This is a genomic window from Amycolatopsis sp. NPDC043885 (assembly GCF_056435685.1).
Window position 1 is genome coordinate 275,380 of the sequence record NZ_JBWKEA010000004.1, and the last position, 21,983, is coordinate 297,362.

The following is a 21,983-nucleotide window of genomic DNA, read 5'->3' on the forward strand; positions in this document are numbered from 1 at the left end:
TACTGTGGGGAAGCGATTCAGCGGCAAGGTCGTCCTGGTCACCGGAGGAGGCTCCGGGATCGGCCGCGCCACGGCGGCGGCGTTCGCGCGTGAAGGCGCTCAGGTCGTCGTTTCCGGGCGGGACGGCGAAAAGCTCCGTCAGACGGTGAAGGAGATCGAGGCCGACGGCGGAACCGCCGACGCGGTGACCGCCGACGTGAGCGCCGGTCCCGAAGTCGAGCGTCTCGTCGCCGAGACCGTGCGCCGGCACGGCAAACTCGACATCGCCTTCAACAACGCGGGCATCCTCGGCAGTCCCGCGCCGACGGCGGATCTGGACGAAGAGGGCTTCGAGGCCGTCGTGCGGACGAATCTCACGGGCACGTGGCTGTCGATGAAGCACGAGATCGCTCAGATGCGGGCGGGCGGTGGGGGAGTCATCGTCAACATGTCGTCCAACATCGGCTCGCACACCCGCCTGCCGGGAATGGCCGCCTACGCCGCTTCGAAGGCCGCCGTGGACGTGCTGACGCGCACCGCCGCCCGCGATCACATCGGCGAGGGGATCCGGATCAACGCGGTCAGCCCCGGCGCCACCGACACCGGGATGTCGTTCCGGCCCGGCGAATCCGAGGCCGACCGCGCGGAACGGCTCGGTTCGGTCATTCCGCTCGGCCGGATCGGCGCGGTCGAGGAGATCGCCGCGGCGGTCCTCTGGCTGGCTTCGGACGAGTCCGCGTACGTCGTGGGGCACGACATCGTCCTCGACGGCGGCGCCAGCGCCTGAGGATCAGCGGCGCGAGGGCAGCAGTTCCTGCATCTTCGTCTTGAGCCCCTGCGTCACCAGGTGCCAGGCGTCGGGCTCGCCCTTCAGGACGGCTTCGGTCATGGCCTTCACCTGCTCGAAGGTGGCGTGCGGCGGAATCGGCGGCACTTCGGGATCGCAGCGGACGTCGAGCACGGTCGGCACGTTGGTCGACAGCGCGACGTCCCACGCTTCACCGAGCCGGGCGGGATCGTCGACGGCGATCCCGCCGAGGCCGATCTCCAGCGCGAAGTCCGCATAGGACACTTCCGGCAGGGTCTGCGACGGCTCGAACTTCGGCGAGCCGCCCATGGCGCGCAGTTCCCACGTGACCTGGTTCAGATCGCCGTTGTGGAACACACAGACGACGCATCGCTGATCGGCCCACAGTTCGCGGTACCGGGCGATGGTCAGCAGTTCCGCCATCCCGTTCATCTGCATCGCGCCGTCGCCGACCAGGGCGATCACCGGCCGGTCGGGGTGGGCGAACTTCGCGCCGATCGCGTACGGGACGCCGGAGCCCATCGTCGCGAGGGTGCCGGAGAGCGTGCCCCGCATCCGGCCGCGCATCCGGAGATTCCTGGCGTACCAGTTGGTGGCCGAACCGGAGTCCGCGGTGACGATGGCGTCTTCGGGGATCCGCTCGGACAGTTCGTGCACGATCCGCATCGGGTTGACCGGAGATGCCTCCAGCATCGCCTGGCGGGTCAGCGTCTCCTGCCACTCGCCGGTGTTCTTCTCGATCTTTTCCCGCCAGCGGCGGTCGGTTTTGCGCTCCAGCAACGGAATCAGCTGTTGCAACGTGCCCTTCGCGTCACCGAGCAGGTTGACTTCGGTCGGATACCGCAGCCCGAGGAACCGGGGATCGATGTCGATCTGGACCGCACGGGCCTGACCGAATTCCGGCAGGAACTGCGCGTACGGCATATTCGAGCCGACGATCAGGAACACGTCGCAGTCCCGCATCATCTCGTACGTCGGCCGCGTGCCGAGCAGGCCGATGGAGCCGGTGACGTACGGCAGGTCGTCGGGCAGGACATCCTTGCCCAGCAACGCCTTCGCCACTCCGGCGCCGGTGAGATCGGCGACCTCGCGCAGCTCGGTGACGGCGTTGCGCGCGCCCTGTCCGATCAGGATCGCGACCTTTTCGCCCGCGTTCAGCACCTCCGCGGCGCGGGCGACTTCCTCCGAGGGCGGGATGACACTGGCCCGCGGATGATCGGGCGGGGACGACGGCACGTGCTTGAACTCGTGCTGTGGCGGCTGGTAGGTCTCCTCCTGCAGGTCCGCCGGGATGATCACCGCCGTCGGCGCGCGCTGCGCGATGGCCGTGCGGAGGGCGCGGTCGAGCGCGTTCGGCAGTTGTTCGGGGACGTTCACCTCGACGAGGTACTCGCTCGCGACGTCCTTGAACAACGCCTGCAGATCCACCTCCTGCTGGTAGCTGCCGCCCATCGCGCTGCGCGCCGTCTGCCCGACGATCGCCACCACCGGCACGTGGTCGAGTTTGGCGTCGTAGAGACCGTTGAGCAGGTGGATCGCCCCCGGGCCGGACGTCGCCATGCAGACCCCGGGCCGTCCGCTGAGTTTCGCGTAGCCCACGGCCGCGAACGCCGCCATCTCCTCGTGTCGCGTCTGCACGAAACGGGGCTTGTTCTCCGCCGCGCCGAACGCGCTCACCAGCCCGTTGATCCCGTCGCCGGGATAGGCGAAGACCTGCTCCACGTCCCATTCGCGCAGCCTGGTCAGAACATGGTCCGCAACGGTTTCGCTCATGGTCGCCGGATACCGCCGCCCTCCGGCGGCTAAACGTCCTCGAGGATCTTGGTGATCCCCGCGACGACGTCCGGATGCCCGAGCGGCAGCGGCGGCGGGACCCGGTTGTACGGCTCACCGGTGCTGTGGGGGAGCACGTCCACCGCGGTCCCGGACGAGCGCACCCGTTTGGCGAGGTCGGACGACTCGTCCGGCACCGGGTCGATCAGGAGGACATGGGACGCGGCGCCGGGGTGGCGTTCGGCCAGCCGCAGCGCGTCCTCGGCCGAGTCGCCGGCGGCCACGACGTCGATCGGCGGGCCACCGGGTTCCGCGTCGCCGAGCACGTCTTCGGCCTGGCTGAGCGCGCCGTCCACCGGCAGCCTGCACCAGATGATCTGACGCTGGGCCGCGAGCGGCCGCCACGTCGCCGGGAGTTCACCGTGCTTGCCCTCGCCCGCAGGGTCGAGGACCAGCAGTTTCGCCCCTTCGACGCCGCCGTCGGTGACGACCGAGGGGCCTTCGGCGCGGACAGGATCGGATTCGGTGGTCATGGCGTCTCTCCTCTAGCAGTTGGTGCGGGGGAGTTCGGGGGAATCCGTGTCCAGCGGCACCGAACCCGAGCGGACGAGTCCTAATTGGACTGTCTGCCGCTTCGTCACCGCTTCCAGCGCCCAGTCGGTGGCGGTGCGCAGCCGGTTGCCCGGCATGGCCAGCAGGTGGTAGCCACGGGTCACCGCCTTGGCGGCGAATCCGGAAAGCGGGATGTGCAAGGGATTCGCCGCGGCCTGGTGGGCGCCGAGGTCGACGACGAAGCCGAGGTCGTGGTGCCGGTAGGTGCCGTGCGAGCCGTACCCGAGCGACGCGGCCACGTTCCGCCCGGCGAGTTTGCCCTGGCGTTCGGCGTGCTGGGCCGTCATCGGCGTGTATTCGCCGGGCCTGGTCAGATCCGGGACGGCCGCCGCGTCCCCGCACGCGTAGACGTCGCGCCGTCCGGGGACGTTCAATTGCGCTGTCACGACGAGCCTGCCCTTGGCCGTCTTCAGCCCCAGTTGCTCGATGAGCGGGTCCGGCCGGACCCCGACGCACCACACGAGGGTGTGGGTCGGCACGGATTCACCAGAGGTCAGCGTGACCCCCTTCTCGCCGGCGTTGTCGATCGACGTCTTCATCAGGACCTCGACGCCGCGTTCGCGCAGCACCTCGTCCGCCGTGGCGCCGAGCCGCCGGTCGAGTTCCGGCAGTACCCGCTCGGCCACGTCCAGCAGCAGCCACCGGATCTTCTGATCCTTCAGTTCGGGATGCCGGGCGGCGAGTGCGGCGGTGAACGCCGGCCCCTGCGCGGCGACCTCCGTGCCGGTGTAGCCGGCGCCGACCACGACGAACGTGCAGCGCGCGTCGCGTTCGGCCGGATCCTGCGCCGAGGCGGCGAGTTCTATCTGCCGGGTGACGTGGTCGCGCAGGTAGAGGGCCTCGGGCAGACCGCGGAAACCGCGGGCGTACTCGGGAACGCCGGGGATCGGCAGCAGCTTGTTGACGCTGCCCGCGGCGAGCACGAGACGGTCGTAGCCGAGCGAGTGTTCGCGGCCCTCGGGGTCGGTGTAGCTGACGCTGCGATCGTCGAAGTCGACCGATTTGGCGGTTCCGAGCACCAGGCGCACACCGCGCAACGTGCCGGGGATGGACACCGAAATCCGCCGCGGTTCGAGGATCCCGGCGGCGACTTCGGGCAGCAGGGGGAGATAGAGGAAGTAGTCGGTCGGGTTCAGCACGACGACTTCCGTATCGTCGCCGACCGATTTGAGGAGGGTCTTGGCCGCGTTGTAGCCGGCGAACCCGCCTCCGATGATCACCACGCGCATCGTCAGTCCTCCGTGGGCCAGTCGCCGGTCGCCTTGCGGTAGCCGACCGCGCCCGCCCGTTCGGTGGCGGCCTTCACCGCGCCGAAGATCGCGCCCTGCGCGGCGGCCGCGACGATCACCTGGGTCCAGGTGAAGTCCCGGTCGGTGGCGTCCGGCGCGTCTTCCTCACCGCTCACGCGCTTCCAGATCTGCTTGAACGCGATCCCGGCGAGCACACCGCCCGCGGCGCTCACGACCATGTTGAGCGGCTTGTAGAGAACCTTGTTCACGACGAAGACCTCTTTCGCATGATCAGCCGGATGGTGAAGAGCAACGCCAGGACACCGGCGAAGATCGGCAGGGGATTCGCGCGGACGACTTCGGTGCCCTGACGGAACTTCTCCGCCGCGGGCTCGGAGACCTTCTCGGAGATCTTGGCGCTCGCCTCGTCGACCTTGGTATCGAGGTTGTCGTTGACCCTCGCCTTGACGTCCATCTTCTTGCCCAGCGCGTCGAGGGTCTCGGTGAGTTCCTCTCGCGTCACGTCGCGATCCGCGCGGGCTTCTTCGGCGTTCTTGGGGAAATCGGTCATGACCGCACTCCTTGCTTGACGGTGTCGACGTCCTCACGGACACCTTCGATGGCCTCTTCCGGCACCGGCGGGGTCGCGTTCGTGACCTCCTTCTTGCCGACGACGGCCGAAAGGCCGCCGATCAGCAGCAGCGCCGCGCCCGTCACCACGGCCGCCAGCCACGCGGGCATCACCAGCGCGAGTGCCAGCACCACCGCGGCGATCAGGGTCGCCAGCCCGAAAAGCGCGAATACGCCCGCGGCGCCGAACAAACCGGCACCGAAGCCCATCTTCTTCCCTTTGCGCTGCAACTCGAACACGGCCAGCCGCATCTCGTCGCGGACGAGGTGTTTGACCTCGTCGCTGAGATCGGAAACCAGTTCGCCGACCGACTTCTCTGCGGACGGCTTCCGGTGGGTCTCTTCGATCATGGGGCACCTCCTCGGAGCGTTCTGCCCGCCGGGTACCCGGCGGCCCGGCCGGTCAATCACAGCGTGTTTCGCCTCGCTGAGCGCCGGGTAGCCGGGGAGTGCCGGCTCGAAAAGCACCCAACCGACAGGAGGATGCATGAGCACGATCACCGAAATGGTGGACGTCGAAGTCCCGGTGACGACCGCGTACAACCAGTGGACTCAGTTCGAGAGCTTCCCGCAGTTCATGGAAGGTGTCGAAGAGATCCGCCAGATTGACGCGACGCACACCCACTGGGTGACCAAATTCGGTGGGGTGAGCCGGGAATTCGACGCGACGATCACCGAACAACATCCCGACGAGCGCGTCGCGTGGACGTCGGACTCCGGCCCCGACCACGCGGGTGTCATCACGTTCCATCGCCTGGGCGACAACAAGACCCGGGTCACGGCGCAGATGGAGATCGATCCGGAAGGTTTCGCCGAGAACGTCGCCGACAAACTCGGTGTGCTCGACCGCCGGGTCAAGGGCGACATGAAGCGGTTCAAGGAGTTCATCGAGAGCCGGGGCCACGAGTCCGGCGCCTGGCGCGGTGACGTGGACCGCCCCGGCAGCTGACCGGTACCCGGGACCTCCCCTGGAAGACGCGTTTTCCTGGGGGAGGTCCCGGGTATCTCCTGGGGTGAGGTCCATTACGAAGGGAGCGTTCCGGCATGACTACCAACGCATACGTGGCCTTCCTCGTCATCGGGGTGGCGCTGGTCATGCTCGACGGTCTGATCATCTACCAGAGCGGTAAGCGCTACCTGCGCGGTTCACACGGCGATCCGGCCGCGGGCGCTTCCATGACGTGGCTCGTCACGGTGCTGTTCCATCTCGCGACGCTGGGCGTCTTGGCGCTGCTGTCGACCGTCGACATCGGGGGCAGCGACCTTCCTGGTGTGGTGGGCAGGCTGGGTGTCCTGCTGCTGGTTCTGGCCATCGCCCACGCGATCACGCTCAGCGTGCTCTCGCGGATCCGTGGTGAGCAGGAGGCCGAAGCGGTCATCAACCGGCCGAGGCGCGTCGAACCCGAGCAACAGGGCACGACGGTGACGCCGGTTCCCGGGCAGGAGGGCCGTTACCCGGCCGCGAGCCCGTCCATCGAACAGCAGGCGCCGTACACGACGCCGTAAGAAGTCGAGTGCTGGCAGGAGGTTTTCGCCGTGCACGAGATCGATGACGAACTGTGGGACGAATTCCATCGCGTGGTCAACATGACCTCGCGGGAACTGGCCGACTGGCTGCGCACGAGGTCGGCCGACGACGAGGACGAAGCGCTGCCGGACCAGGCGGGCACGCCGACTGGACGGCACGTGCTCGGCATCCTCGGCAAGCGCCGGACCGACCTCACCGCCGAGGACGAGCGGGTGATGCGCTCGGTCGTCCGGCGGGTCGAGGACCAGCGGCGTGACGACCTCGAACCGGTCGCGGGCGAGGCGCACTGGCGGCACAAGCTGATGTCGATGGGGCACGACCCACTGAAACCTGTGTAACTCAGAAGTACGTGAAGGGCCCCTTCACCGCGCTGGACGCCAGGGTCTCGGCGAAGTTGTCTATCCGCTGGTCATGTGGGTGGTGGAGGGGCTCGTCACTGTGGCCTGACACCTACTCGACTGTCCACAGGGGACACTTTCCGAGTGGTCGTGCCCGATTCGGGCATTTTGCGGAGAGGTCGTGAGTGATAAAGAGGGTTAGAGCCCAATGTCACGTAGCTTAAGTTGATCTTGGGCGAGGTTGACGGGTGGGGTGAAGGCTCCCTTCGCTGCGTCTGATGCGACGAAGGGGGCGCCTTCGGCCTGGTCGTGGGTCGAGGGGGTCGTGGGGGGGGGTTTTGGGTTTTCCCCCCCAAAACCCCCCCCCCACGACCCCCTCGTGAAATCGCCGGCCAGGGCAACCGGGCGCGTGACCTGTGGCAACCCTCGCCGCTTACGATCAAGACCCTCATTCAAGATCAACTTAAGCTACGTGGCATTGGGTCCTAACCTTCTTTATCACTCACGACCTCAGCCAAAACCGTACAGATAAGCATCAAAACGGACATTCACCTGTCTTCTGGTGTCCTTTATGGACATCGTTCGTTCAGGTCCTCTGTCATCTGTCCCGTTCGGAGTCCGGTTCGAATCACCAAGAGCGACACCGGCCGCCGGGACCTGGCGCTGGACGCAGCGAAGGGGCCTTCACGTACTTTCCGGTCCTGTGTCTGGAGGCGGATCACGCGTGCGTCCAGGCGGATCACGCGTGCTTCGGGACGGATGAGAGAGTTCCGCCTTCGATCACGCGTGTTCCGCCTGGAGAGGCCGGTGTTACTCGGAGAGCTTCCCGCGCAGCTGGTCCAGCGTCTGCGACAGGAGCCGTGAAACGTGCATCTGTGAGATGCCGATCCGTTCCGCGATCTGCGTCTGGGTATAGCCCCCGAAGAAGCGCATCACGAGGATCGCGCGTTCCCGCTTGGGGAGCTCCCGCAGCAGCGGTTGCAGCGCCTCGTGGTTTTCCACCAGCGCCATCTCGTGGTCTTCCTCGCCGATCGTGTCGGCGAGCGAGAGGGCCTCGGTGGCGTTGTCGTGGACCGGTTTGTCGACCGACAACGTCTGGTACGCCTGGCCGGCGAGCAATCCTTCCCGCACGTCGTTGACCTCGAGCCCGAGGTATTCGGCGAGTTCGGTGGGAGTCGGCGCGCGGCCGAGACGCTGGGACAACGCGGCCGTGCCCTGGCTGAGCGAGACGTGGAGCTCCTTGAGCCGCCTCGGCACCCGGACCGACCAGCCGGTGTCCCGGAAATGCCGCCGGACCTCGCCCATGATCGTGGGCACGGCGAACGAGAGGAAGTCGTGCCCACGGCCGGGGTCGAACCGGTCGACCGCGTTGATCAGGCCGATCCGCGCCACCTGGACCAGGTCTTCGCGAGGCTCGCCGCGGCCGGAGAACCTGGTGGCGATGTGCTCGGCGAGCGGCAGCAGTTCGGTGACGAGGTGGGCACGCAGCTCCCGGCGGCGCCGGGAATCCTCCGGCAGGGAGGTCATCTCCTCGAAGAGCGGTTCGCAATGGGCGTAGTCGTCCGCCTGCCGGGTGAGTGTCTTGCGCTCGCCACTCACCCGTCGCTCGTTCCCGGGGCCAGGACGAGGTCGATCGTCGTCGTGCCCCCTGTTTCGCCGGGAATCGGTTCGCACCGCGCCCGCACCGAGTGGGTCAACGTCGTCAAGACGTGCCAGCCGAAAGTCGTCTCGCTCGGCAGGTAGGGCCTGTTCGTCCGGGTCGAGATCGAGACGGCGATTCCTTCCGGTATCTCGTGAAAGACACAACAAAGAACGGCTCCCAGTTCAGCGGGCTGGACAAGTTGGGAACAGGCTTCGTCGACGGCCATCTTCGCGTCTGAAATGGCGTCCAAGCCGAAGTCCGCACGGGCCACCACACCATGGGTGAGCGTGCGGACGAGAGGGATCTGCTCCGCCTCGGCGGGAAGGCGGAGTTCGACCCGGTCGGACAGACCGTCCGATCCGGATCGGGTCTGGGGGGTGAGGCCGCCCCGTCCGTGTGCATCCATTACGAAACCCATCCGTCCGTGGCCGTGGGGTGACCGCGGCGGTGCTCCGCCGCGTGACGCGTGATCAACGGCCCAGGGCTCGCTGAAGCTCCTTTTTGGACATCTTCGACCTGCCCTCGACGTTGCGCTGTTTCGCTTCGTTGTAGAGCTGGTCCTTGGTCGGGCCGTTCGGCCCCAACCGGTTCCCGGAGCGCTTGCCACCCCGCCGCTGAGGTGACATGTCCTGGAGGGACGTGCGGCTGGCCTCGTGTGACTCGCCTGCCTGCGCACGGTTCTTGTTGACGGTGCGGGCGGCGATCTCCTCGGCCCGGTCGGTGCTCGCGCCCCGATCCTTCGCCGAGTCCTTGATGTGTTCGTACTGACGTTCTCGTTTGTCGCTCCAAGCCTGCTGCGGCATCGCGGCTCCTTTCTTCCCCCGGTCAGGTACCCCGTTCGATTCGCCGGATAAACGTCCGGTTGATCCCGGGGGCGGGCGGGTACGCGGGGAGCGGACGCGAAGGAGGCTTCTATGCGCATCGGCTACACCCTCATGACCGAGCAGGCCGGACCGAAGGACCTGGTGGGATACGCCGCCGGAGCGGAGAAAGCGGGGTTCGACTTCGAGGTCATGAGCGACCACTTTTCGCCCTGGCTGGACGAGCAGGGGCATTCGCCGTACGCGTGGAGCGTGCTGGGAGCGGTCACCCAGAGCACCGAACGGGTCGAACTGATGACCTTCGTGACGTGTCCGACCATGCGCTATCACCCGGCGGTGGTGGCGCAGAAGGCGGCGACCGTCCAGGCGTTGTCGGACGGCAGGTTCACCCTGGGCCTCGGCGCGGGTGAGAACCTCAACGAACACGTCGTCGGACGCGGCTGGCCACCGGCTAACGTCCGGCACGAAATGCTCGCCGAAGCGGTCCAGATCATCGGCGGGCTGTTCGACGGCGGCTACTTCAACTACAAGGGTGACCACTTCCGGGTGGACTCCGCGAAGCTGTGGGACCTGCCGGAGCAGCGTGTCCCGATCGGGGTCGCGGTGTCCGGGCCGCAGTCGGTGACCCGGTTCGCGCCGATCGCCGACGCGATGATCGCGGTGGAGCCCGACGGGTCGCTGTGCCGCGAGTGGGACGCGACCAAACTCGGCCCGCCAAGCAGGAAGATCGCCCAGCTGCCGGTGTCCTGGGGCGAGGATCGCGACGCCGCGATCCGGCGGGCGCATGAGCAGTTCCGCTGGTTCGGTGGTGGCTGGAAGGTCAACGCCGAACTGCCGGGGCCCGCGGGGTTCGCCGGGGCCACCCAGTACGTCAAACCGGAGGACGTCGCCGAGGCGATCCCGTGCGGGCCCGACGTCGACCGGATCGTGAAGCAGGCCGGCGAGTTCGAGGCGGCAGGGTTCACCGACCTCGCCCTGATCCAGATCGGCGGTGACCAGCAGGAAGGCTTCCTCCGCTTCGCTGAGGACACGCTGCTCCCGGCGTTGCGGAGCTGATTCACCCTCGAACGGGGTCACCCGTGTTCAAACCCGCGGACCGCGGGTACCAGACCGACACATCCTTCAGCCAAGGGGGAACAGATGAACAACGAACTCGGACTTCATCCCGTACCGGACCTGCTGCCGGAAGGCCAGGAGACGCCGGAGCAGGAGGCGATCCGTCGTAAGGCGGCGCTCGCCGTGGCTTCGCGGGCGACGAGCGCCGAAGACTGCGCGACCCTGCTGGACATGCTCGGCCTGCACGACGGCGGCCGCAGCTCCGAAGTGGCGTGATTCAGCGGTCGCCGCGCGCCGCCACGAGATCCGCGACGAAGGCCCGGTAGGCCTCGTCGCGATCCGGCGCGCGCAGCACCGCGGACGGGTGCACCGTGGCGGCCGCGGTGGTGGCGAACTCGGCGAGGTCGATCCGCTCGCCGCGGCTCCGGGTGATGCGGAAGTCATCGCCGAGGAGCGCCTTCGCCGCAGTCGCGCCGAGGAAGATCAGCAGTTCCGGACGTACCGCCGCCAGTTCGGCGTGCAGCCACGGACGGCAGGCGACGATCTCGGTCTTGGACGGTGTCTTGTGGATCCGCCGTTTGCCGCGTTCGTCCCGCTTGAACTTGAAATGTTTGACCGCGTTGGTGACGTAGATCTTCCGGCGGTCGAAACCCGCTTCGTCGAGGGCTCGGTCGAGCAGCCTTCCGGCGGGCCCGACGAACGGGGCACCCTGCCGATCCTCCTGATCACCGGGTTGTTCGCCGACGACCATGATCTCCGCCGTGCGGGAGCCTTCACCGAAGACGGTCTGGGTGGCGTCGCGGTAGAGATCGCAGCCGCGGCAGCCGGACGCCGCCGAACGGAGCCTGTCCAGATCCGCTGTCTCGGGTGGATCCGCGCCGGGTGCCTTGGTCGCCATGGCGGCCGGATTCCCCGCCCGGACGTGGGACAAACCGGTTATGCGCACGCCGCGGCGGGTAGCCCCGGGTATGGCGACTTCGACCGAACCGGCCACCGCTTCCGTCCAGGACACCGTGCGCGTCGCGCTGCGGGTCGTCCTGCCCACGCTCGCCGGCGGGGTGATCAAACGGCGGCCGCTGGGGATGGCCGCGGCGCAGAAACTCCAGTTCGACCGCGCTGCCGTGCGGCTGCTGGGGCGGCTCCGGTCCCACTACGGTCCTGGCCCGCTGCGGCTGCGGGTGCCCGGTCGCACGATCGACCTGGCGCTGTCGGGGGAGGACGTCGGCGAGGTGCTCGCCGCCGCGCCGGTCCCGTTCAGCCCGTCGACCGAGGAGAAGCGGGCGGCGCTGGGACATTTCCAGCCGCACGGCGTGCTGATCTCGGACGCGACGGAGCGCGTGCCGCGCCGCCGGTTCAACGAGGACGTCCTCGAACCGGGGAAGACGCTGCACGACCTCGCCGCGCCCTTCGCCGCGGCGATCGCCGAGGAGGCGGCGTCACTCTGGGACGGCGGCACGCTGGACTGGGACACCTTCAACGTGGCCTGGTGGCGGATGGTCCGCCGGGTCACGCTCGGCGAGTCCGCGGCGGGCGACGACGGCCTCACCGACGCGCTCGCCCGCCTGCGAAAGGACGCGAACTGGGCGTACGCGCACCCTCGGCGAGACCGGCTCCACGATCAGTTCCGCACCCGGCTCATCGGCCATCTGGAACGGGCGGAACCGGGCAGCCTCGCCGAAGCCATCGCGTCGGCGGGTCCGTCGGGCGAGCGGACGATGGACGTCGTCGCCGACCAGGTCGCCCATTGGCTCTTCGCGTTCGACGCCGCCGGGATCGTCACCTTCCGCGCGCTCGCGTTACTGGCCACCCACCCTTGCGCACGGGAACGTGCCGACGAAGAGGTCGCGGCCGCCGACCTGACCGCGCCCGGCCCCTTCGCGTACCTGCGTGCCTGCGCCCTCGAATCGGTCCGGCTGTGGCCGACCACGCCCGCGCTGCTGCGCGAGAGCACGGCCGAGACCGCCTGGGGCCCCGCGGGGACCACGGTCCTGATCTTCACCCCGTTCTTCCACCGCGACCCCGAATCCCTGCCCTACGCCGACCGGTTCGAACCCGGGATCTGGCTGGACGGCAGTGCGGCGGCCAATCCGGCGCTCGTCCCGTTCAGCGCCGGACCGGCCATCTGTCCCGGCCGGGATCTCGTGCTGTTCTGCGCGAGCACGATGCTGGCGCATTTGATCAAGGACCGGCGCTTCGAACTGGTCTCCGGTGCCGTCCTCGGGCCGGAGCGGCCGTTGCCCGCGACGCTCGACAACTTCCACCTGAAGTTCTCGACGGTCTAGTGCTCCTCTTCGACCCATTCGAGCAGGTCGCCGGGCTGGCATTCGAGCACCCGGCACATCGCTTCGAGGGTGCTGAACCGGACGGCCTTGGCGCGGCCGTTCTTCAGCACCGCCACGTTCGCCGGGGTGAGCCCGACGAGTTCGGCGAATTCGCCGACACTCATCTTGCGCTTGGCCAGCTCGACGTCGATACGGACGACGATCGGCATCAGATCACCTGTTCCAGGTCGGACCGCAGGGTGGTGGCTTGCCGCAGCAGCGTGCGCATCACGACGATGAGCAGGCCCAGCACGGCGACGCCGATCAACGCGAGGAACAACAGCAGCGGCAGGCCCGGGTCTTCGGCGTTGAAGCCGACGTAGAGGAACACGCCCGCCAGCACCACCCAACCGGCGAGGATGGCCCAGACGATGGCGTCCACCCATCTCAGGGAAGCTTCGGTGAAGATCCGGTCCTTCTTGACCAGCGTGAGCAGGTGCCAGGTGGCGACGACCACGACCTGGACGCACAGCACCCAGAAGACGGAGACCGCCGTCGCGGGCCAGCGCAGGTACGCCATTTCGGGGTCCTGCCGTGCCATGTGCGCGAACTGCCCCGGCAGGGACATGGTCTGGAAGAGGACGAGGACCCCGAACAGCAGCACGAGGAACACTCGGAGGGGCGCGACCGCCCGTTGCCCTGTGATCATGCATCGAGTTTCACGCGTTATCTATCGAAAGTCAATCGTTAGCTCTCGGTTTTCGATGCTGCTGGGTGGGCTGAAGGCGCCCTTCGCCGCATCTGATGCGGCGAAGGGCCCTTCGGGCTGGTTCAGGGCGCGGCGGTCGGGACGCGCCCTGGGAGGGGTTGCGAAAATGGCTTTCGCGACACGTCCGGACGGTGTCGGGCGCGACGAGTTCGAACCCCGCGGCGGCGAACAGCCCGATGGTCCCGACGTGTGCCGCGGACGAGTTGATCCGCCCCTCGCCGGGATCGACGGGATAGCCCTCGATGACGGGTGCGCCGTGCGCCCGGGCGTAGGAGACCGTGCCGTCCAGCAGCGCGTGCGCCACGCCCTTGCGGCGATGGTCGGACCGGACGACGAAACAGACGACCGTCCACGCCGGAACGTCGTCGATCGGCGGCATCGTGCGGGAACGCGTCATGCGGTGCAGGTGCGCGCGCGGCCCGACGCCACACCAGCCGACCGGGGTGGTGCCGTCGTAGGCGAGCACACCGGGTGCGGGATCCGCCGCGCACAGGCCTCGGACGTGCTCGGCGCGTTCGTCTCCGCGCAACCGGCTGTAGTCCGCGGATTTCGCGCGGTAGGCGAGACGCCGGCAAGCGCGGTCGTTCCCCTTCGGATTGAGGATCGTCGCGCCGTCGCCGAACCGGGGCGGATCCGGAATGCGGGCATACGTGGACCCTAAAGTGGCACTCGGGAAATTGCTCACCGCATTCGGTGAACGGGGTTGAATTTTCGTTGTGCGAAGGAATTCATCCGGCCGTAGTCCAGCCGTTGTCGCACCGGGAGGGGTCTGCCAGGATGCTCGTGACCCGACCAGAAGGAGCGTTCCAGTGGCTTCCCGTCTCAATCCCTACCTCAGCTTCGCCGGCGACGCCCGGCAGGCCATGGAGTTCTACAAGTCGGTGTTCGGCGGAGAACTGACGCTGAATACGTTCGGTGAGTCCGGTATGGCCGGAACGCCGGCGGAGGATCAGATCATGCACAGCCGGCTCGATTCCCCGAGCGGCTACACGATCATGGCGTCGGACACGCCGCCGGGAATGGAGCACAATCCGGGCACCAACGTGTCGATCAGCCTCAGTGGCGACGACGGCGAGGAATTGCGCGGATACTGGGAGAAGCTCTCCGCCGACGGCACCGTTTCGGTTCCTCTCGAAAAGCAGATGTGGGGCGACGAATTCGGTGCCTGCGTCGACAGGTTCGGCATCTCGTGGATGGTGAACATCATTCTGTCCTAGGGACTTCCAGCCCTGCTCGCGTCGGTGGTCACGAGGCCGGCGCCGATGCCGGCGGTTTCGTCCGGCCAGTCACGCGAAACCGCCATCCGCGCACCGGCAGTACGTACCTGAGACCCGGTCGTTCTGCCGACCGGAATCACCCACGACCGGGGCGCGCGATCAGGCAGGCCGGAACCGGACGTCGAGCACGCCTCGCGGGTCTTCCCGGCCGAGTCCGCGGAGGTGGATCGGTGCCCCACCGGGGTTGTCGTACAGCCGGATGCCGTCGCCGAGCAGGACCGGCGCGATCTGCAGGTCGATCTCGTCGATCAACCCGAGCGCGAGCAACTGGCGGCCGATGTCCGGCGAGAACACCTCGAGGTTCTTCCCGTTCGCCGCCTCCAGCCCGATCCGGACGGCTTCGTCCGCGCCGCAGTTCAGGAACGTCACCCCGTCCGTGGGTGTGGCGTCTTCGGGGTGGTGGGTCAAGACGAACAGCGGCCCTTTCCAGGCGCCGCCGTAGATACCGCTCGGGTCGGGGTAGGCGTCCCAGCCATCACGGCCGCCGAGCACGACGCCGGTGGTCGTGGCGTATTCGTCGATCAGGTCCGGCCGGGAAGTGACGCCGGTCATCCAGTCCATGCCGTGGCCAGGGCCCGCGACGAAGCCGTCGAGGGACATCGTGAAGTGCCACAGCACTTTCCCGTCCGCGGTCTGTGGTTCGAGCATGCCGGCCCCCTAGTGCTTGCGTTCTGCAATCGGCCGGTTCACGATAAAGTGAGCGATGGTAGATTGCAACCACTTCTTGTGGAGGTAAGGGATGGCGGAACCCGCCCGTTCCGGCTGCCCGATCAACGCCGCGGTCGAGGCGTTCGGCGACAGCTGGAGCCTGCTCGTGCTGAGGGACATCATGTTCGGCACCCGGCGTTACTTCCGGGAGCTGCTCGCCGGATCCGAGGAGGGGATCGCGTCCAACATCCTCGCGGACCGGTTGAAGCGGCTGGTCAAGGCCGGTCTGCTGACCCGCGAAGACGCCGGGCCCGGCAAGCGGGCCGCGTACAGCCTGACCGAGGCGTCGATCCAGCTGGTGCCCGTGTTCGCGCACCTCGGGGCCTGGGGTATCGAGCATCGTCCGACGACGGAGCGCCTGCGGGTGCGGGCCGAACTGCTCGCCGCGGGCGGGCCGGAACTGTGGTCGGAGTTCATGGCCGAACTTCGGGTCGTCCACCTCGGCGAGCCGGCGCCGGAGAAGGACGGCCCCGGCGTGCTGCAGCGCCTCGCCGCCGCGTACGAAGCGGCCGTCTGAAGCCACGCCCTCGTTGATTGTTCTTCCCGAATCAAGGGTTCCGGTCAACCCGCCCCCGAGATGTAGTAGCCCGCGACGGAGCGACGGGCTGGTGGGGAGAGGGAATGAGCTCAGCGGAGGGTGTTGTCCTGGTGATCGGCTGCGGGATGCGGCCGTACCGGGAGTACCTGTTGGCGTCGGCCGGGCATCGGCATCCCTTGTGGCTGTTCACCGGGACCGAGCCGACGTGGCAGGAGCGCTACATCACCGGCGCCACGGTGCTGGACACGCAGGACCAGGACGCCGTGCTGGCCGCGGCCCGTGCGCTCCACGCCGCGACGCCGGTGCTCGGCGTGGTGTCCTGGGACGAGGCGCTGATCGTCGCGGCGGCGCATGTCGCGGACGAACTCGGGGTGCCGGGTGCCGGGATCTCCGCGATCGAAGGCTGCCGTGACAAGTGGTTCAGCCGCCGGACGCTCACCGCGGCCGGCGTCGCGCAGCCCGATTTCGGGTTCGTGCACGACGACGACCAAGCCGTCCGCGTGGCCGAACGGATCGGGTACCCGGTCGTCGTCAAGCCACGCGGGGGCGGGGCCAGCATCGGCGTCAGCCTCGCGGAAGACGCCTCCGCGGTGCGGAAGGCGTTCCGGACCGCGGAGGACGCCAGCTTCGGCGGCTCTCCCGCCTACAAGGGCGGGGCGCTGGTCGAGGAGTACCTGAGCGGCCCGGAGATCAGCGTGGACGGCGCCGTCGTGGACGGCGAGTACACGCCGATGTTCGTGGCACACAAGACGGTCGGCATGCACCCGTACTTCGAGGAACTCGGCCACCTGGTCAGCTCCGCGGACGCACTGCTCGCCGACCCGGCACTGCGCTCGACGCTGGCCCACGCGCACAGCGCGATCGACTTCCGTTACGGCATCACGCATACCGAACTCAAGCTCACCGGACGCGGACCGGTGATCGTGGAGATCAACGGCAGGCTCGGCGGAGACCTGATCCCGTTGCTCGCCAAGTTCGCGACCGGGGTCGACCCGGGCGCGGCCGCGGTCGACGTCGCGCTCGGCATGCGTCCCCATATCCCGCACGAGGCCGAGCCCCGGTGGGTCGGCGTGCGGTTCGGCTACCCGAAACAGGACTGTGTCGTCGAGTCCGTGTCCGTACCGGATACCTTGCGGAACAACGGAATCCTCGCCGCCGACGTGCTCGTCGAGCCAGGTGCGCGCATGCGGCTGCCGCCGGCGGAGTTCATCTCGCGGCACGCGTACGTGATCTGCGCGGGCGCCGACCCCGAAGACTGCGAAGCGGTGCTGGACAAGGCCATGGCCCAGGTCCGGCTGACCGCGCATCCCCTGTTGCCCTCGGTGGCCGCCGGCGCCTGACCGCGCACCGGCACCGCAGCACACCTTCCCAGCACTCTCAACGATGGCGGAGCAAACAAATGGCGAACCGTGATGTCGAGCTGCTCGCAGTCGGAGCAGGACCGTCCAACCTGGCGCTCGCAGTGGCACTGGAAGAGCTCGCGCCCGGACTGGCCCGCGAATCGGTCCTGCTCGAACGGGACGAAGAGGTCTCCTGGCAGCGGGGCATGCTCCTGCCGGAGGCACTGTCACAGGTCTCGTTCCTGAAGGACCTGGTGACCTTGCGCAACCCGCGCAGCCGCTTCTCGTTCCTGAACTACCTGCACGCCACGAACCGGCTCAACGAATTCGTGAACATGGGCAGTTTCGTCCCGTACCGGGTCGAACTCGCCGACTATCTCAAGTGGACGGCGGACTCGCTTTCCCTGGTGGACCTGCAACGCGGCCGGGAATGCCGCGAGATCACTCCCGTGTGGACGGACGGCACGCTCACCGGCTGGGACACGCGTGTCGCCGACGGCGAGGTCATCCGCAGCCGGTACCTGGTGGTCGGCGCCGGCCGGGACGCGCGGATCCCCGACCTGCTCCGGACGGTGAACCAGGATCGCGTCATCCACAGCACGCAGTACCTGCCGAGAATCGCGAAGCTGCGTAAGGACCTTCCGTACCGCGTCGCGGTGATCGGGGCCGGGCAGAGCGCGGCGGAACTGTTCAGCTCGGTGCAGGCCGACCTGCCCGAATGCAAGCCGACGATGGTGATGCGTTCGATCGGCCTGAACTACTACGAGAGCAGCAAGTTCAACAACGAGCTGTTCTTCCCGTCCCATGTGGACAAGTTCTTCGAGGCGCGACCGGAAGCACGCGAGCAGATGCTCAAGGAGATGCACCACACGAACTACTCCGGGCTGGCGCCGGGCACGATGGACGCGCTCTACCGCTCCGTCTACCTGGACCGTCTCTCCGGCCGTTCCCGGCTCAAGATGATCACGATGAACGACATCACCGACGCCCGCGACGAGGGCGACGAGATCGTGCTGGAGCTGACCGACCGGCGCACCGGAGAGACCCAGGAACTGCGCACCGATCTCGTGCTGCTCGGCACCGGTTTCTCCCCTGAGATGCCGAGGATGGTCCAGGAGATCGCGAAGTCGATCGGCCTGTCGGAGATCAAGGTGACCCGCGACTACCGGCTGGAGATCGACCAGCCCGCAACGACGGCCGTGTACCTCCAGGGCGTCAACGAGGCCACACACGGCATCGCGGACTCGCTGCTGAGCGTCCTCGCCCCGCGAGCCAACGACATTCTGCAGGACATCCTCGCCCACCGCGGCGAAAACCCTTCGGTGCCACCGCAGCCGACTTCGGAAACCGCCCCCATCGTCGCCACCCGCTGATCCACGAGAAGGAAGAGAAAGTCATGGAGATCCGTCCGCTTGAGCGGGAAAAGATGGTCTTCGAGAACGGCGCCTACGGCCAGCGGCTCCTGCCGTGGGCGGCACTGAACGCGCCGTTCGAAGGCGCCTGGGTGACGGTGCCGGCGCACGGCGCGACGGGTGCGCATTCCCACCACGAGTACGAGATCTTCATCGCCGTCAACGGCGAAGCGGTCGTCGAGGCCGGGGGAGAGCGCCGAGCCTTCAAACCCGGCGACATCGAGTTCCACCGGCCCGGCACCGAGCACCGCATCCTCAACGACGGTGCGGAGGACTTCGAGATGTACGCGATCTGGTGGGACTCCGACATGACGGCGAAGTTCGCCGCCCGGCATGCAGCGCGGGCGTCCGACCGGGCAGGGGCATGACCATGGCCGACAAGCGACCGGTGGTGATCATCGGCGGCCCCCCGACGTCCAACGGCGACCTGCACATCGGGCATATCGCCGGCCCGTACCTCGGTGCCGACGTGCACCGGCGGTACCTGCGCGCGGCCGGCCGCGAGGCCGTGTTCGCCTCCTGCACCGACGACAGCCAGACCTACCTCGTCACCAGCGCGGCCCGGGTCGGGCTGACGCCGCCCGAACTGGTGGAGCAGTCGACCGAGAACATCCAGCGCACGTTCAAGGCGATGGGTGTCGAGGTCGACGGTTTCTCGCCGACGGACGACGGCTACAAGACGCTCGTCTACGACTACGTCAAACGCCTGTACGACAAGGGAAAGCTTCGCCTGCGCAAGGTGCGGCTGCCGTACAGCGAGAGCAAGGGCGAGTTCCTGGTCGAGGGTTTCGTCGGCGGTGGCTGCCCGACGTGCCTCGCCGACAGCCGCGGCGGGTTCTGCGAGGGCTGCGGGCATCCGATCGACTTCGACGCGCTCATCGAGCCGTACTCGGTGCTCGACCCGGCCGACGAGGTGACCTACCGCGAGACCGAGATCATGGTCTTCCCGGTCTCGGAGTACCGCGAGCAACTCCTCGCCTACTACGAGGAACGCGGTCCCGCGTGGCGGCCGCACGTGCTCGGGCTGATGCGGGAACTGCTGTCCGGGCCGTTGCCCGACTTCGCGATCACGTATCCGGTGAAATGGGGCCTGCCGGCGCCGTTCCTCCAGACGCCGGGGCAACGGCTCAACGCCTGGGTCGAGGGCATGCCCGCCTCGATGTACTGCACCGAGTACGCGTTGCGGCGCAACGGGAAGCCGAAGGTCGCCGACGACGACGCCTGGCTCGCGGAGAACGACGCGCGGGTCGTGGTGTTCATGGGGTTCGATCCGCTGTTCACCTGGGGTGTCGTCCACGTCGCCGAGTTGATAGCCCTCGAAGGCCGTTACGTCCTTCCGGACACCCTGCTCGTCAACGAGTTCTACGAACTGGAGAACGAGAAGTTCTCCACCAGCAAGGGACACGTGGTTTGGGCCCGTGAGCTGGCGGCCGAGGTGCCCCGAGACATCGCGCGGTTCCACCTCAACCTCACCGCCCCCGAGTTCGCGCGGACCAACTTCTCCCGTGCCGCGCTGGAGAAGGTCGCGGGGGAGCGGCTGGTCACGCCCTGGAACGAACTCGCCGAGACACTGGCGAAACTCACCGCCGAGGTCGGCGGCGAGAACGGCTCGCTCCCGGTGTCGACCGAAGCCACGGAACGCGCGGCGGCGATGGTCTCCCGGTTCTCCTTGAACTACGAACTCGAGGACTTCAGCCTCAGCCGGGCCGCCGATCTGGTGGTGCAGCACGTCGAACGCCTGCGTGCGGCGACGGAACGCACGCTGAAGGGCAACCTCGACCAGGAGATGCTCCGCGCCCGGCTCGGTGACCTCTTCCTCGAACTGCGGGCCCTGATCGGCTGTGCCTCGCCGATCCTGATCGACCTCGCCGGGCGTGCCGCCGAAGCCGGCGGGTTCGAACTCCGGATCACCCCGGCCGCCTTCGACGTCACGCACACCGCGGCCTTCACCGTGCCACCACTGGAATTCCCTCCGACGAGCGAGGTCTGACCCCCCATGTCACTCGACAGCACCCTCACCACCGACGCGGCCCGGAGTTCCCGGCTCGCCGAACGCCTGCTGGTCCCGGCGGGATTCATCACCACCGCGGGCAACGCGTTCCAGATCACCGCCGCCGCGATCCTGGTCTTCCACGCCGAACAGACCACCCTGGCGGTCGGCTGGCTGTTCATCGCCGTGTCCATCCCGCAGGTCGCGCTCGCGGTCCTGTTCGGCAAGCTGGTCGACAAGGTCGACCGCCGGATGCTGTGCGTGGCGGCGGACCTGGTGAGCGCGATGACCGCGTTCGCGCTGCCGGTGTGGCTGTGGATCGGTGGTCCGGCGAACCTCGGCTCCTACATAGCGAACTTCATGCTCGCCTGCACCACGGCGTTGTTCATGCCCGCCAGCAACGGCCTCATCAAGGAACGGATCCGCGACGAGCGGCTCGGGAAGTTCAACTCCCACTTCGAGATGGCGAGCAACTCCGGCATGTTGCTGGCCTCCTCGCTCGCGGGCTTCCTGGTGATCTGGTTCGGCCCCACACCGTTGTTCGTGTTCAACTCGCTGAGCTTCGTGCTCTCGGCCGTGCTGGTCTACGCGATCGGCCGTAAACCCGCCAAGGCCCCGGTGACCGAGGAGACCACGGCCACCGACCCGTCGGCGCCGGTCGAAGCCCCCGTGCGCCAGCCGATCAAGCGGCTCGCGCTGCTCTACGCCAACGGCAACATCGGCCTGATGGTCGCCAACGTCATCCTGACGACGCTGATCCTGCAGACCTTCGACCAGGGTGCGTGGATGATCGGTGTGGTCGACGCGCTGGCCGGGGTCGGCTTCATCGTCGGCGCCGCCGCGTACGGCAAGGTCAGCAAGCGGTTCAAGGGCATCCATCTGGCCGTGCTCGGCACGCTCGGCAACCTGATCTGCCTCGCGATCCAGCCGCTGCACTACATCGCGCTGATGGCGGCGATCCCGTTCGCCGGCTTCTGTTTCGCGCAGGGCCGGATCGCGGCGCGCACACTGCTGATGCGGGCCAGTCCGGAGGAGCGGGTCGGCCGGATCTTCGGCAGCACCCAGGCCCTCGGACTCGGGCTCGGCGTCGGCGCGACGGTCGCGCTGTCGTCGCTGGCGGACGCGACCACCGTGCCCTACGCCTTCTGGGGGCTGGCGATCCTGCAGGGCGCGATCGTGATCGGCACCTACTTCAGCTTGGCGAAACCGCTGTCGGCGCAGGAGAAGCGGCCGGCCGAGGTACTCGAGGCGACCGCCGCCTGAGCGCGGCCG

28 protein-coding genes are annotated in these 21,983 nt (G+C 68.0%); 14 read left to right on the forward strand and 14 right to left on the reverse strand.

The window, feature by feature from the left end; translation table 11 throughout:
* Positions 1-4: 4 nt before the first annotated feature.
* Positions 5-766 (forward strand): SDR family NAD(P)-dependent oxidoreductase, encoded by a 762-nt coding sequence (locus tag AC069I_RS16320; RefSeq protein ID WP_478230077.1) that lies wholly within the window; start codon positions 5-7, stop codon positions 764-766.
* A gap of 3 nt (positions 767-769) precedes the next feature.
* On the opposite strand, the gene AC069I_RS16325 is transcribed toward AC069I_RS16320, so the two are convergent.
* The 6 genes from AC069I_RS16325 to AC069I_RS16350 are packed head-to-tail and all read right to left on the reverse strand — an operon-like array spanning position 770 to position 5,382.
* Positions 770-2,560 (reverse strand): thiamine pyrophosphate-requiring protein, encoded by a 1,791-nt coding sequence (locus tag AC069I_RS16325; protein WP_478265738.1) that lies wholly within the window; start codon positions 2,558-2,560, stop codon positions 770-772.
* A gap of 29 nt (positions 2,561-2,589) precedes the next feature.
* A complete protein-coding gene (locus AC069I_RS16330; RefSeq protein WP_478265739.1) occupies positions 2,590-3,093 on the reverse strand; it encodes a hypothetical protein in 504 nt (167 codons plus the stop codon).
* Positions 3,094-3,105: 12 nt separating this feature from the next.
* On the reverse strand, positions 3,106-4,401 hold the full coding sequence (locus AC069I_RS16335; protein WP_478265740.1) for an NAD(P)/FAD-dependent oxidoreductase: 1,296 nt from the start codon (positions 4,399-4,401) through the stop codon (positions 3,106-3,108).
* Positions 4,402-4,403: 2 nt separating this feature from the next.
* Positions 4,404-4,670, reverse strand: a complete 267-nt coding sequence (locus AC069I_RS16340) for a DUF4235 domain-containing protein (protein WP_478230081.1) — start codon at positions 4,668-4,670, stop codon at positions 4,404-4,406.
* Positions 4,667-4,972, reverse strand: coding sequence for a DUF3618 domain-containing protein (locus AC069I_RS16345; protein WP_125674610.1), 306 nt, complete (start codon positions 4,970-4,972; stop codon positions 4,667-4,669). Before AC069I_RS16345 ends, AC069I_RS16340 begins: the two co-directional genes overlap by 4 nt.
* Complete coding sequence (locus AC069I_RS16350) at positions 4,969-5,382, reverse strand: phage holin family protein (RefSeq protein WP_340682899.1); 414 nt, start codon at positions 5,380-5,382, stop codon at positions 4,969-4,971. The genes AC069I_RS16345 and AC069I_RS16350 overlap by 4 nt, the downstream gene beginning before the upstream one ends.
* 136 nt (positions 5,383-5,518) lie before the next feature.
* Here AC069I_RS16350 and AC069I_RS16355 point away from each other — a divergent pair, with 136 nt between their 5' ends.
* From AC069I_RS16355 to AC069I_RS16365, 3 genes are all read left to right on the forward strand, one after another.
* On the forward strand, positions 5,519-5,980 hold the full coding sequence (locus AC069I_RS16355) for an SRPBCC family protein (RefSeq protein ID WP_340682898.1): 462 nt from the start codon (positions 5,519-5,521) through the stop codon (positions 5,978-5,980).
* Between the two features lie 95 nt (positions 5,981-6,075).
* On the forward strand, positions 6,076-6,537 hold the full coding sequence (locus AC069I_RS16360) for a hypothetical protein (RefSeq protein WP_478265741.1): 462 nt from the start codon (positions 6,076-6,078) through the stop codon (positions 6,535-6,537).
* Positions 6,538-6,567: 30 nt separating this feature from the next.
* Complete coding sequence (locus tag AC069I_RS16365; RefSeq protein ID WP_007030250.1) at positions 6,568-6,897, forward strand: DUF3140 domain-containing protein; 330 nt, start codon at positions 6,568-6,570, stop codon at positions 6,895-6,897.
* An 810-nt stretch (positions 6,898-7,707) separates the two neighbouring features.
* On the opposite strand, the gene AC069I_RS16370 is transcribed toward AC069I_RS16365, so the two are convergent.
* The 3 genes from AC069I_RS16370 to AC069I_RS16380 form a co-directional block, all read right to left on the reverse strand.
* Positions 7,708-8,496, reverse strand: coding sequence for a SigB/SigF/SigG family RNA polymerase sigma factor (locus AC069I_RS16370; protein WP_478230086.1), 789 nt, complete (start codon positions 8,494-8,496; stop codon positions 7,708-7,710).
* On the reverse strand, positions 8,493-8,945 hold the full coding sequence (locus AC069I_RS16375) for an ATP-binding protein (RefSeq protein WP_478230087.1): 453 nt from the start codon (positions 8,943-8,945) through the stop codon (positions 8,493-8,495). Before AC069I_RS16375 ends, AC069I_RS16370 begins: the two co-directional genes overlap by 4 nt.
* 64 nt (positions 8,946-9,009) lie before the next feature.
* The gene (locus AC069I_RS16380) at positions 9,010-9,342 is read right to left on the reverse strand and encodes a plasmid stabilization protein (RefSeq protein ID WP_478230088.1); all 333 of its coding nucleotides are present in this window, start codon (positions 9,340-9,342) and stop codon (positions 9,010-9,012) included.
* 111 nt (positions 9,343-9,453) lie between these two features.
* Here AC069I_RS16380 and AC069I_RS16385 point away from each other — a divergent pair, with 111 nt between their 5' ends.
* Together AC069I_RS16385 and AC069I_RS16390 are read left to right on the forward strand one after the other, a co-directional pair.
* Positions 9,454-10,416, forward strand: coding sequence for an LLM class F420-dependent oxidoreductase (locus tag AC069I_RS16385; protein ID WP_478230089.1), 963 nt, complete (start codon positions 9,454-9,456; stop codon positions 10,414-10,416).
* Between the two features lie 84 nt (positions 10,417-10,500).
* A complete protein-coding gene (locus tag AC069I_RS16390; RefSeq protein WP_478230090.1) occupies positions 10,501-10,692 on the forward strand; it encodes a hypothetical protein in 192 nt (63 codons plus the stop codon).
* A 1-nt stretch (position 10,693) separates the two neighbouring features.
* Here AC069I_RS16390 and AC069I_RS16395 read toward each other — a convergent pair whose 3' ends face one another.
* On the reverse strand, positions 10,694-11,314 hold the full coding sequence (locus tag AC069I_RS16395; protein ID WP_478265840.1) for a UdgX family uracil-DNA binding protein: 621 nt from the start codon (positions 11,312-11,314) through the stop codon (positions 10,694-10,696).
* Between the two features lie 70 nt (positions 11,315-11,384).
* Between AC069I_RS16395 and AC069I_RS16400 the strand changes: the two genes are divergently transcribed.
* On the forward strand, positions 11,385-12,698 hold the full coding sequence (locus AC069I_RS16400; protein ID WP_478265742.1) for a cytochrome P450: 1,314 nt from the start codon (positions 11,385-11,387) through the stop codon (positions 12,696-12,698).
* Here AC069I_RS16400 and AC069I_RS16405 read toward each other — a convergent pair.
* From AC069I_RS16405 to AC069I_RS16415, 3 genes are read right to left on the reverse strand one after another with little or no spacing between them, the layout of a single operon-like run.
* Entirely contained in the window at positions 12,695-12,907 is a 213-nt protein-coding gene (locus AC069I_RS16405) for a helix-turn-helix domain-containing protein (RefSeq protein ID WP_478230092.1), read from the reverse strand. The genes AC069I_RS16400 and AC069I_RS16405 overlap by 4 nt on opposite strands.
* A complete protein-coding gene (locus AC069I_RS16410) occupies positions 12,907-13,386 on the reverse strand; it encodes a DUF2975 domain-containing protein (RefSeq protein WP_478230093.1) in 480 nt (159 codons plus the stop codon). Before AC069I_RS16410 ends, AC069I_RS16405 begins: the two co-directional genes overlap by 1 nt.
* Positions 13,387-13,417: 31 nt before the next feature.
* A complete protein-coding gene (locus AC069I_RS16415; RefSeq protein ID WP_478265743.1) occupies positions 13,418-14,131 on the reverse strand; it encodes a GNAT family N-acetyltransferase in 714 nt (237 codons plus the stop codon).
* A 124-nt stretch (positions 14,132-14,255) separates the two neighbouring features.
* On the opposite strand from AC069I_RS16415, the gene AC069I_RS16420 reads away from it, so the two are divergent.
* Positions 14,256-14,663: a VOC family protein gene (locus tag AC069I_RS16420; protein ID WP_478265744.1), complete on the forward strand. Its 408-nt coding sequence runs from the start codon at positions 14,256-14,258 to the stop codon at positions 14,661-14,663.
* A gap of 159 nt (positions 14,664-14,822) precedes the next feature.
* Here the strand turns inward: AC069I_RS16420 and AC069I_RS16425 are convergent, their stop codons facing one another.
* Positions 14,823-15,371 carry a dihydrofolate reductase family protein gene (locus tag AC069I_RS16425; protein ID WP_478265745.1) on the reverse strand — a complete coding sequence of 183 codons (549 nt, stop codon included), beginning with the start codon at positions 15,369-15,371 and terminating at the stop codon, positions 14,823-14,825.
* A gap of 91 nt (positions 15,372-15,462) precedes the next feature.
* Between AC069I_RS16425 and AC069I_RS16430 the strand changes: the two genes are divergently transcribed.
* The 6 genes from AC069I_RS16430 (at position 15,463) to AC069I_RS16455 (ending at position 21,974) form a co-directional block, all read left to right on the forward strand.
* A complete protein-coding gene (locus tag AC069I_RS16430) occupies positions 15,463-15,948 on the forward strand; it encodes a winged helix-turn-helix transcriptional regulator (protein WP_478230097.1) in 486 nt (161 codons plus the stop codon).
* A 104-nt stretch (positions 15,949-16,052) separates the two neighbouring features.
* Positions 16,053-17,309: an ATP-grasp domain-containing protein gene (locus tag AC069I_RS16435; protein ID WP_478265746.1), complete on the forward strand. Its 1,257-nt coding sequence runs from the start codon at positions 16,053-16,055 to the stop codon at positions 17,307-17,309.
* A gap of 59 nt (positions 17,310-17,368) precedes the next feature.
* The gene (locus AC069I_RS16440) at positions 17,369-18,682 is read left to right on the forward strand and encodes a lysine N(6)-hydroxylase/L-ornithine N(5)-oxygenase family protein (RefSeq protein WP_478265747.1); all 1,314 of its coding nucleotides are present in this window, start codon (positions 17,369-17,371) and stop codon (positions 18,680-18,682) included.
* Positions 18,683-18,705: 23 nt separating this feature from the next.
* A complete protein-coding gene (locus AC069I_RS16445; protein ID WP_478230100.1) occupies positions 18,706-19,089 on the forward strand; it encodes a cupin domain-containing protein in 384 nt (127 codons plus the stop codon).
* Positions 19,090-19,091: 2 nt separating this feature from the next.
* The gene (locus AC069I_RS16450; RefSeq protein ID WP_478265748.1) at positions 19,092-20,711 is read left to right on the forward strand and encodes a class I tRNA ligase family protein; all 1,620 of its coding nucleotides are present in this window, start codon (positions 19,092-19,094) and stop codon (positions 20,709-20,711) included.
* 6 nt (positions 20,712-20,717) lie between these two features.
* On the forward strand, positions 20,718-21,974 hold the full coding sequence (locus AC069I_RS16455) for an MFS transporter (protein WP_478265749.1): 1,257 nt from the start codon (positions 20,718-20,720) through the stop codon (positions 21,972-21,974).
* The last annotated feature ends 9 nt before the right edge of the window (positions 21,975-21,983 follow it).

What these genes read in the sequence shown, in the direction of transcription:
- AC069I_RS16325 (WP_478265738.1), bottom strand. Translation starts at nt 2,560, where the DNA reads ATGAGCGAAACCGTTGCGGACCATGTTCTGACCAGGCTGCGCGAATGG.
- AC069I_RS16330 (WP_478265739.1), bottom strand. Translation starts at nt 3,093, where the DNA reads ATGACCACCGAATCCGATCCTGTCCGCGCCGAAGGCCCCTCGGTCGTC.
- AC069I_RS16335 (WP_478265740.1), bottom strand. Translation starts at nt 4,401, where the DNA reads ATGCGCGTGGTGATCATCGGAGGCGGGTTCGCCGGCTACAACGCGGCC.
- AC069I_RS16345 (WP_125674610.1), bottom strand. Translation starts at nt 4,972, where the DNA reads ATGACCGATTTCCCCAAGAACGCCGAAGAAGCCCGCGCGGATCGCGAC.
- AC069I_RS16350 (WP_340682899.1), bottom strand. Translation starts at nt 5,382, where the DNA reads ATGATCGAAGAGACCCACCGGAAGCCGTCCGCAGAGAAGTCGGTCGGC.
- AC069I_RS16355 (WP_340682898.1), top strand. Translation starts at nt 5,519, where the DNA reads ATGAGCACGATCACCGAAATGGTGGACGTCGAAGTCCCGGTGACGACC.
- AC069I_RS16360 (WP_478265741.1), top strand. Translation starts at nt 6,076, where the DNA reads ATGACTACCAACGCATACGTGGCCTTCCTCGTCATCGGGGTGGCGCTG.
- AC069I_RS16375 (WP_478230087.1), bottom strand. Translation starts at nt 8,945, where the DNA reads ATGGATGCACACGGACGGGGCGGCCTCACCCCCCAGACCCGATCCGGA.
- AC069I_RS16380 (WP_478230088.1), bottom strand. Translation starts at nt 9,342, where the DNA reads ATGCCGCAGCAGGCTTGGAGCGACAAACGAGAACGTCAGTACGAACAC.
- AC069I_RS16385 (WP_478230089.1), top strand. Translation starts at nt 9,454, where the DNA reads ATGCGCATCGGCTACACCCTCATGACCGAGCAGGCCGGACCGAAGGAC.
- AC069I_RS16390 (WP_478230090.1), top strand. Translation starts at nt 10,501, where the DNA reads ATGAACAACGAACTCGGACTTCATCCCGTACCGGACCTGCTGCCGGAA.
- AC069I_RS16395 (WP_478265840.1), bottom strand. Translation starts at nt 11,314, where the DNA reads ATGGCGACCAAGGCACCCGGCGCGGATCCACCCGAGACAGCGGATCTG.
- AC069I_RS16400 (WP_478265742.1), top strand. Translation starts at nt 11,385, where the DNA reads ATGGCGACTTCGACCGAACCGGCCACCGCTTCCGTCCAGGACACCGTG.
- AC069I_RS16405 (WP_478230092.1), bottom strand. Translation starts at nt 12,907, where the DNA reads ATGCCGATCGTCGTCCGTATCGACGTCGAGCTGGCCAAGCGCAAGATG.
- AC069I_RS16410 (WP_478230093.1), bottom strand. Translation starts at nt 13,386, where the DNA reads ATGATCACAGGGCAACGGGCGGTCGCGCCCCTCCGAGTGTTCCTCGTG.
- AC069I_RS16425 (WP_478265745.1), bottom strand. Translation starts at nt 15,371, where the DNA reads ATGCTCGAACCACAGACCGCGGACGGGAAAGTGCTGTGGCACTTCACG.
- AC069I_RS16430 (WP_478230097.1), top strand. Translation starts at nt 15,463, where the DNA reads ATGGCGGAACCCGCCCGTTCCGGCTGCCCGATCAACGCCGCGGTCGAG.
- AC069I_RS16435 (WP_478265746.1), top strand. Translation starts at nt 16,053, where the DNA reads ATGAGCTCAGCGGAGGGTGTTGTCCTGGTGATCGGCTGCGGGATGCGG.
- AC069I_RS16440 (WP_478265747.1), top strand. Translation starts at nt 17,369, where the DNA reads ATGGCGAACCGTGATGTCGAGCTGCTCGCAGTCGGAGCAGGACCGTCC.
- AC069I_RS16445 (WP_478230100.1), top strand. Translation starts at nt 18,706, where the DNA reads ATGGAGATCCGTCCGCTTGAGCGGGAAAAGATGGTCTTCGAGAACGGC.
- AC069I_RS16450 (WP_478265748.1), top strand. Translation starts at nt 19,092, where the DNA reads ATGGCCGACAAGCGACCGGTGGTGATCATCGGCGGCCCCCCGACGTCC.
- AC069I_RS16455 (WP_478265749.1), top strand. Translation starts at nt 20,718, where the DNA reads ATGTCACTCGACAGCACCCTCACCACCGACGCGGCCCGGAGTTCCCGG.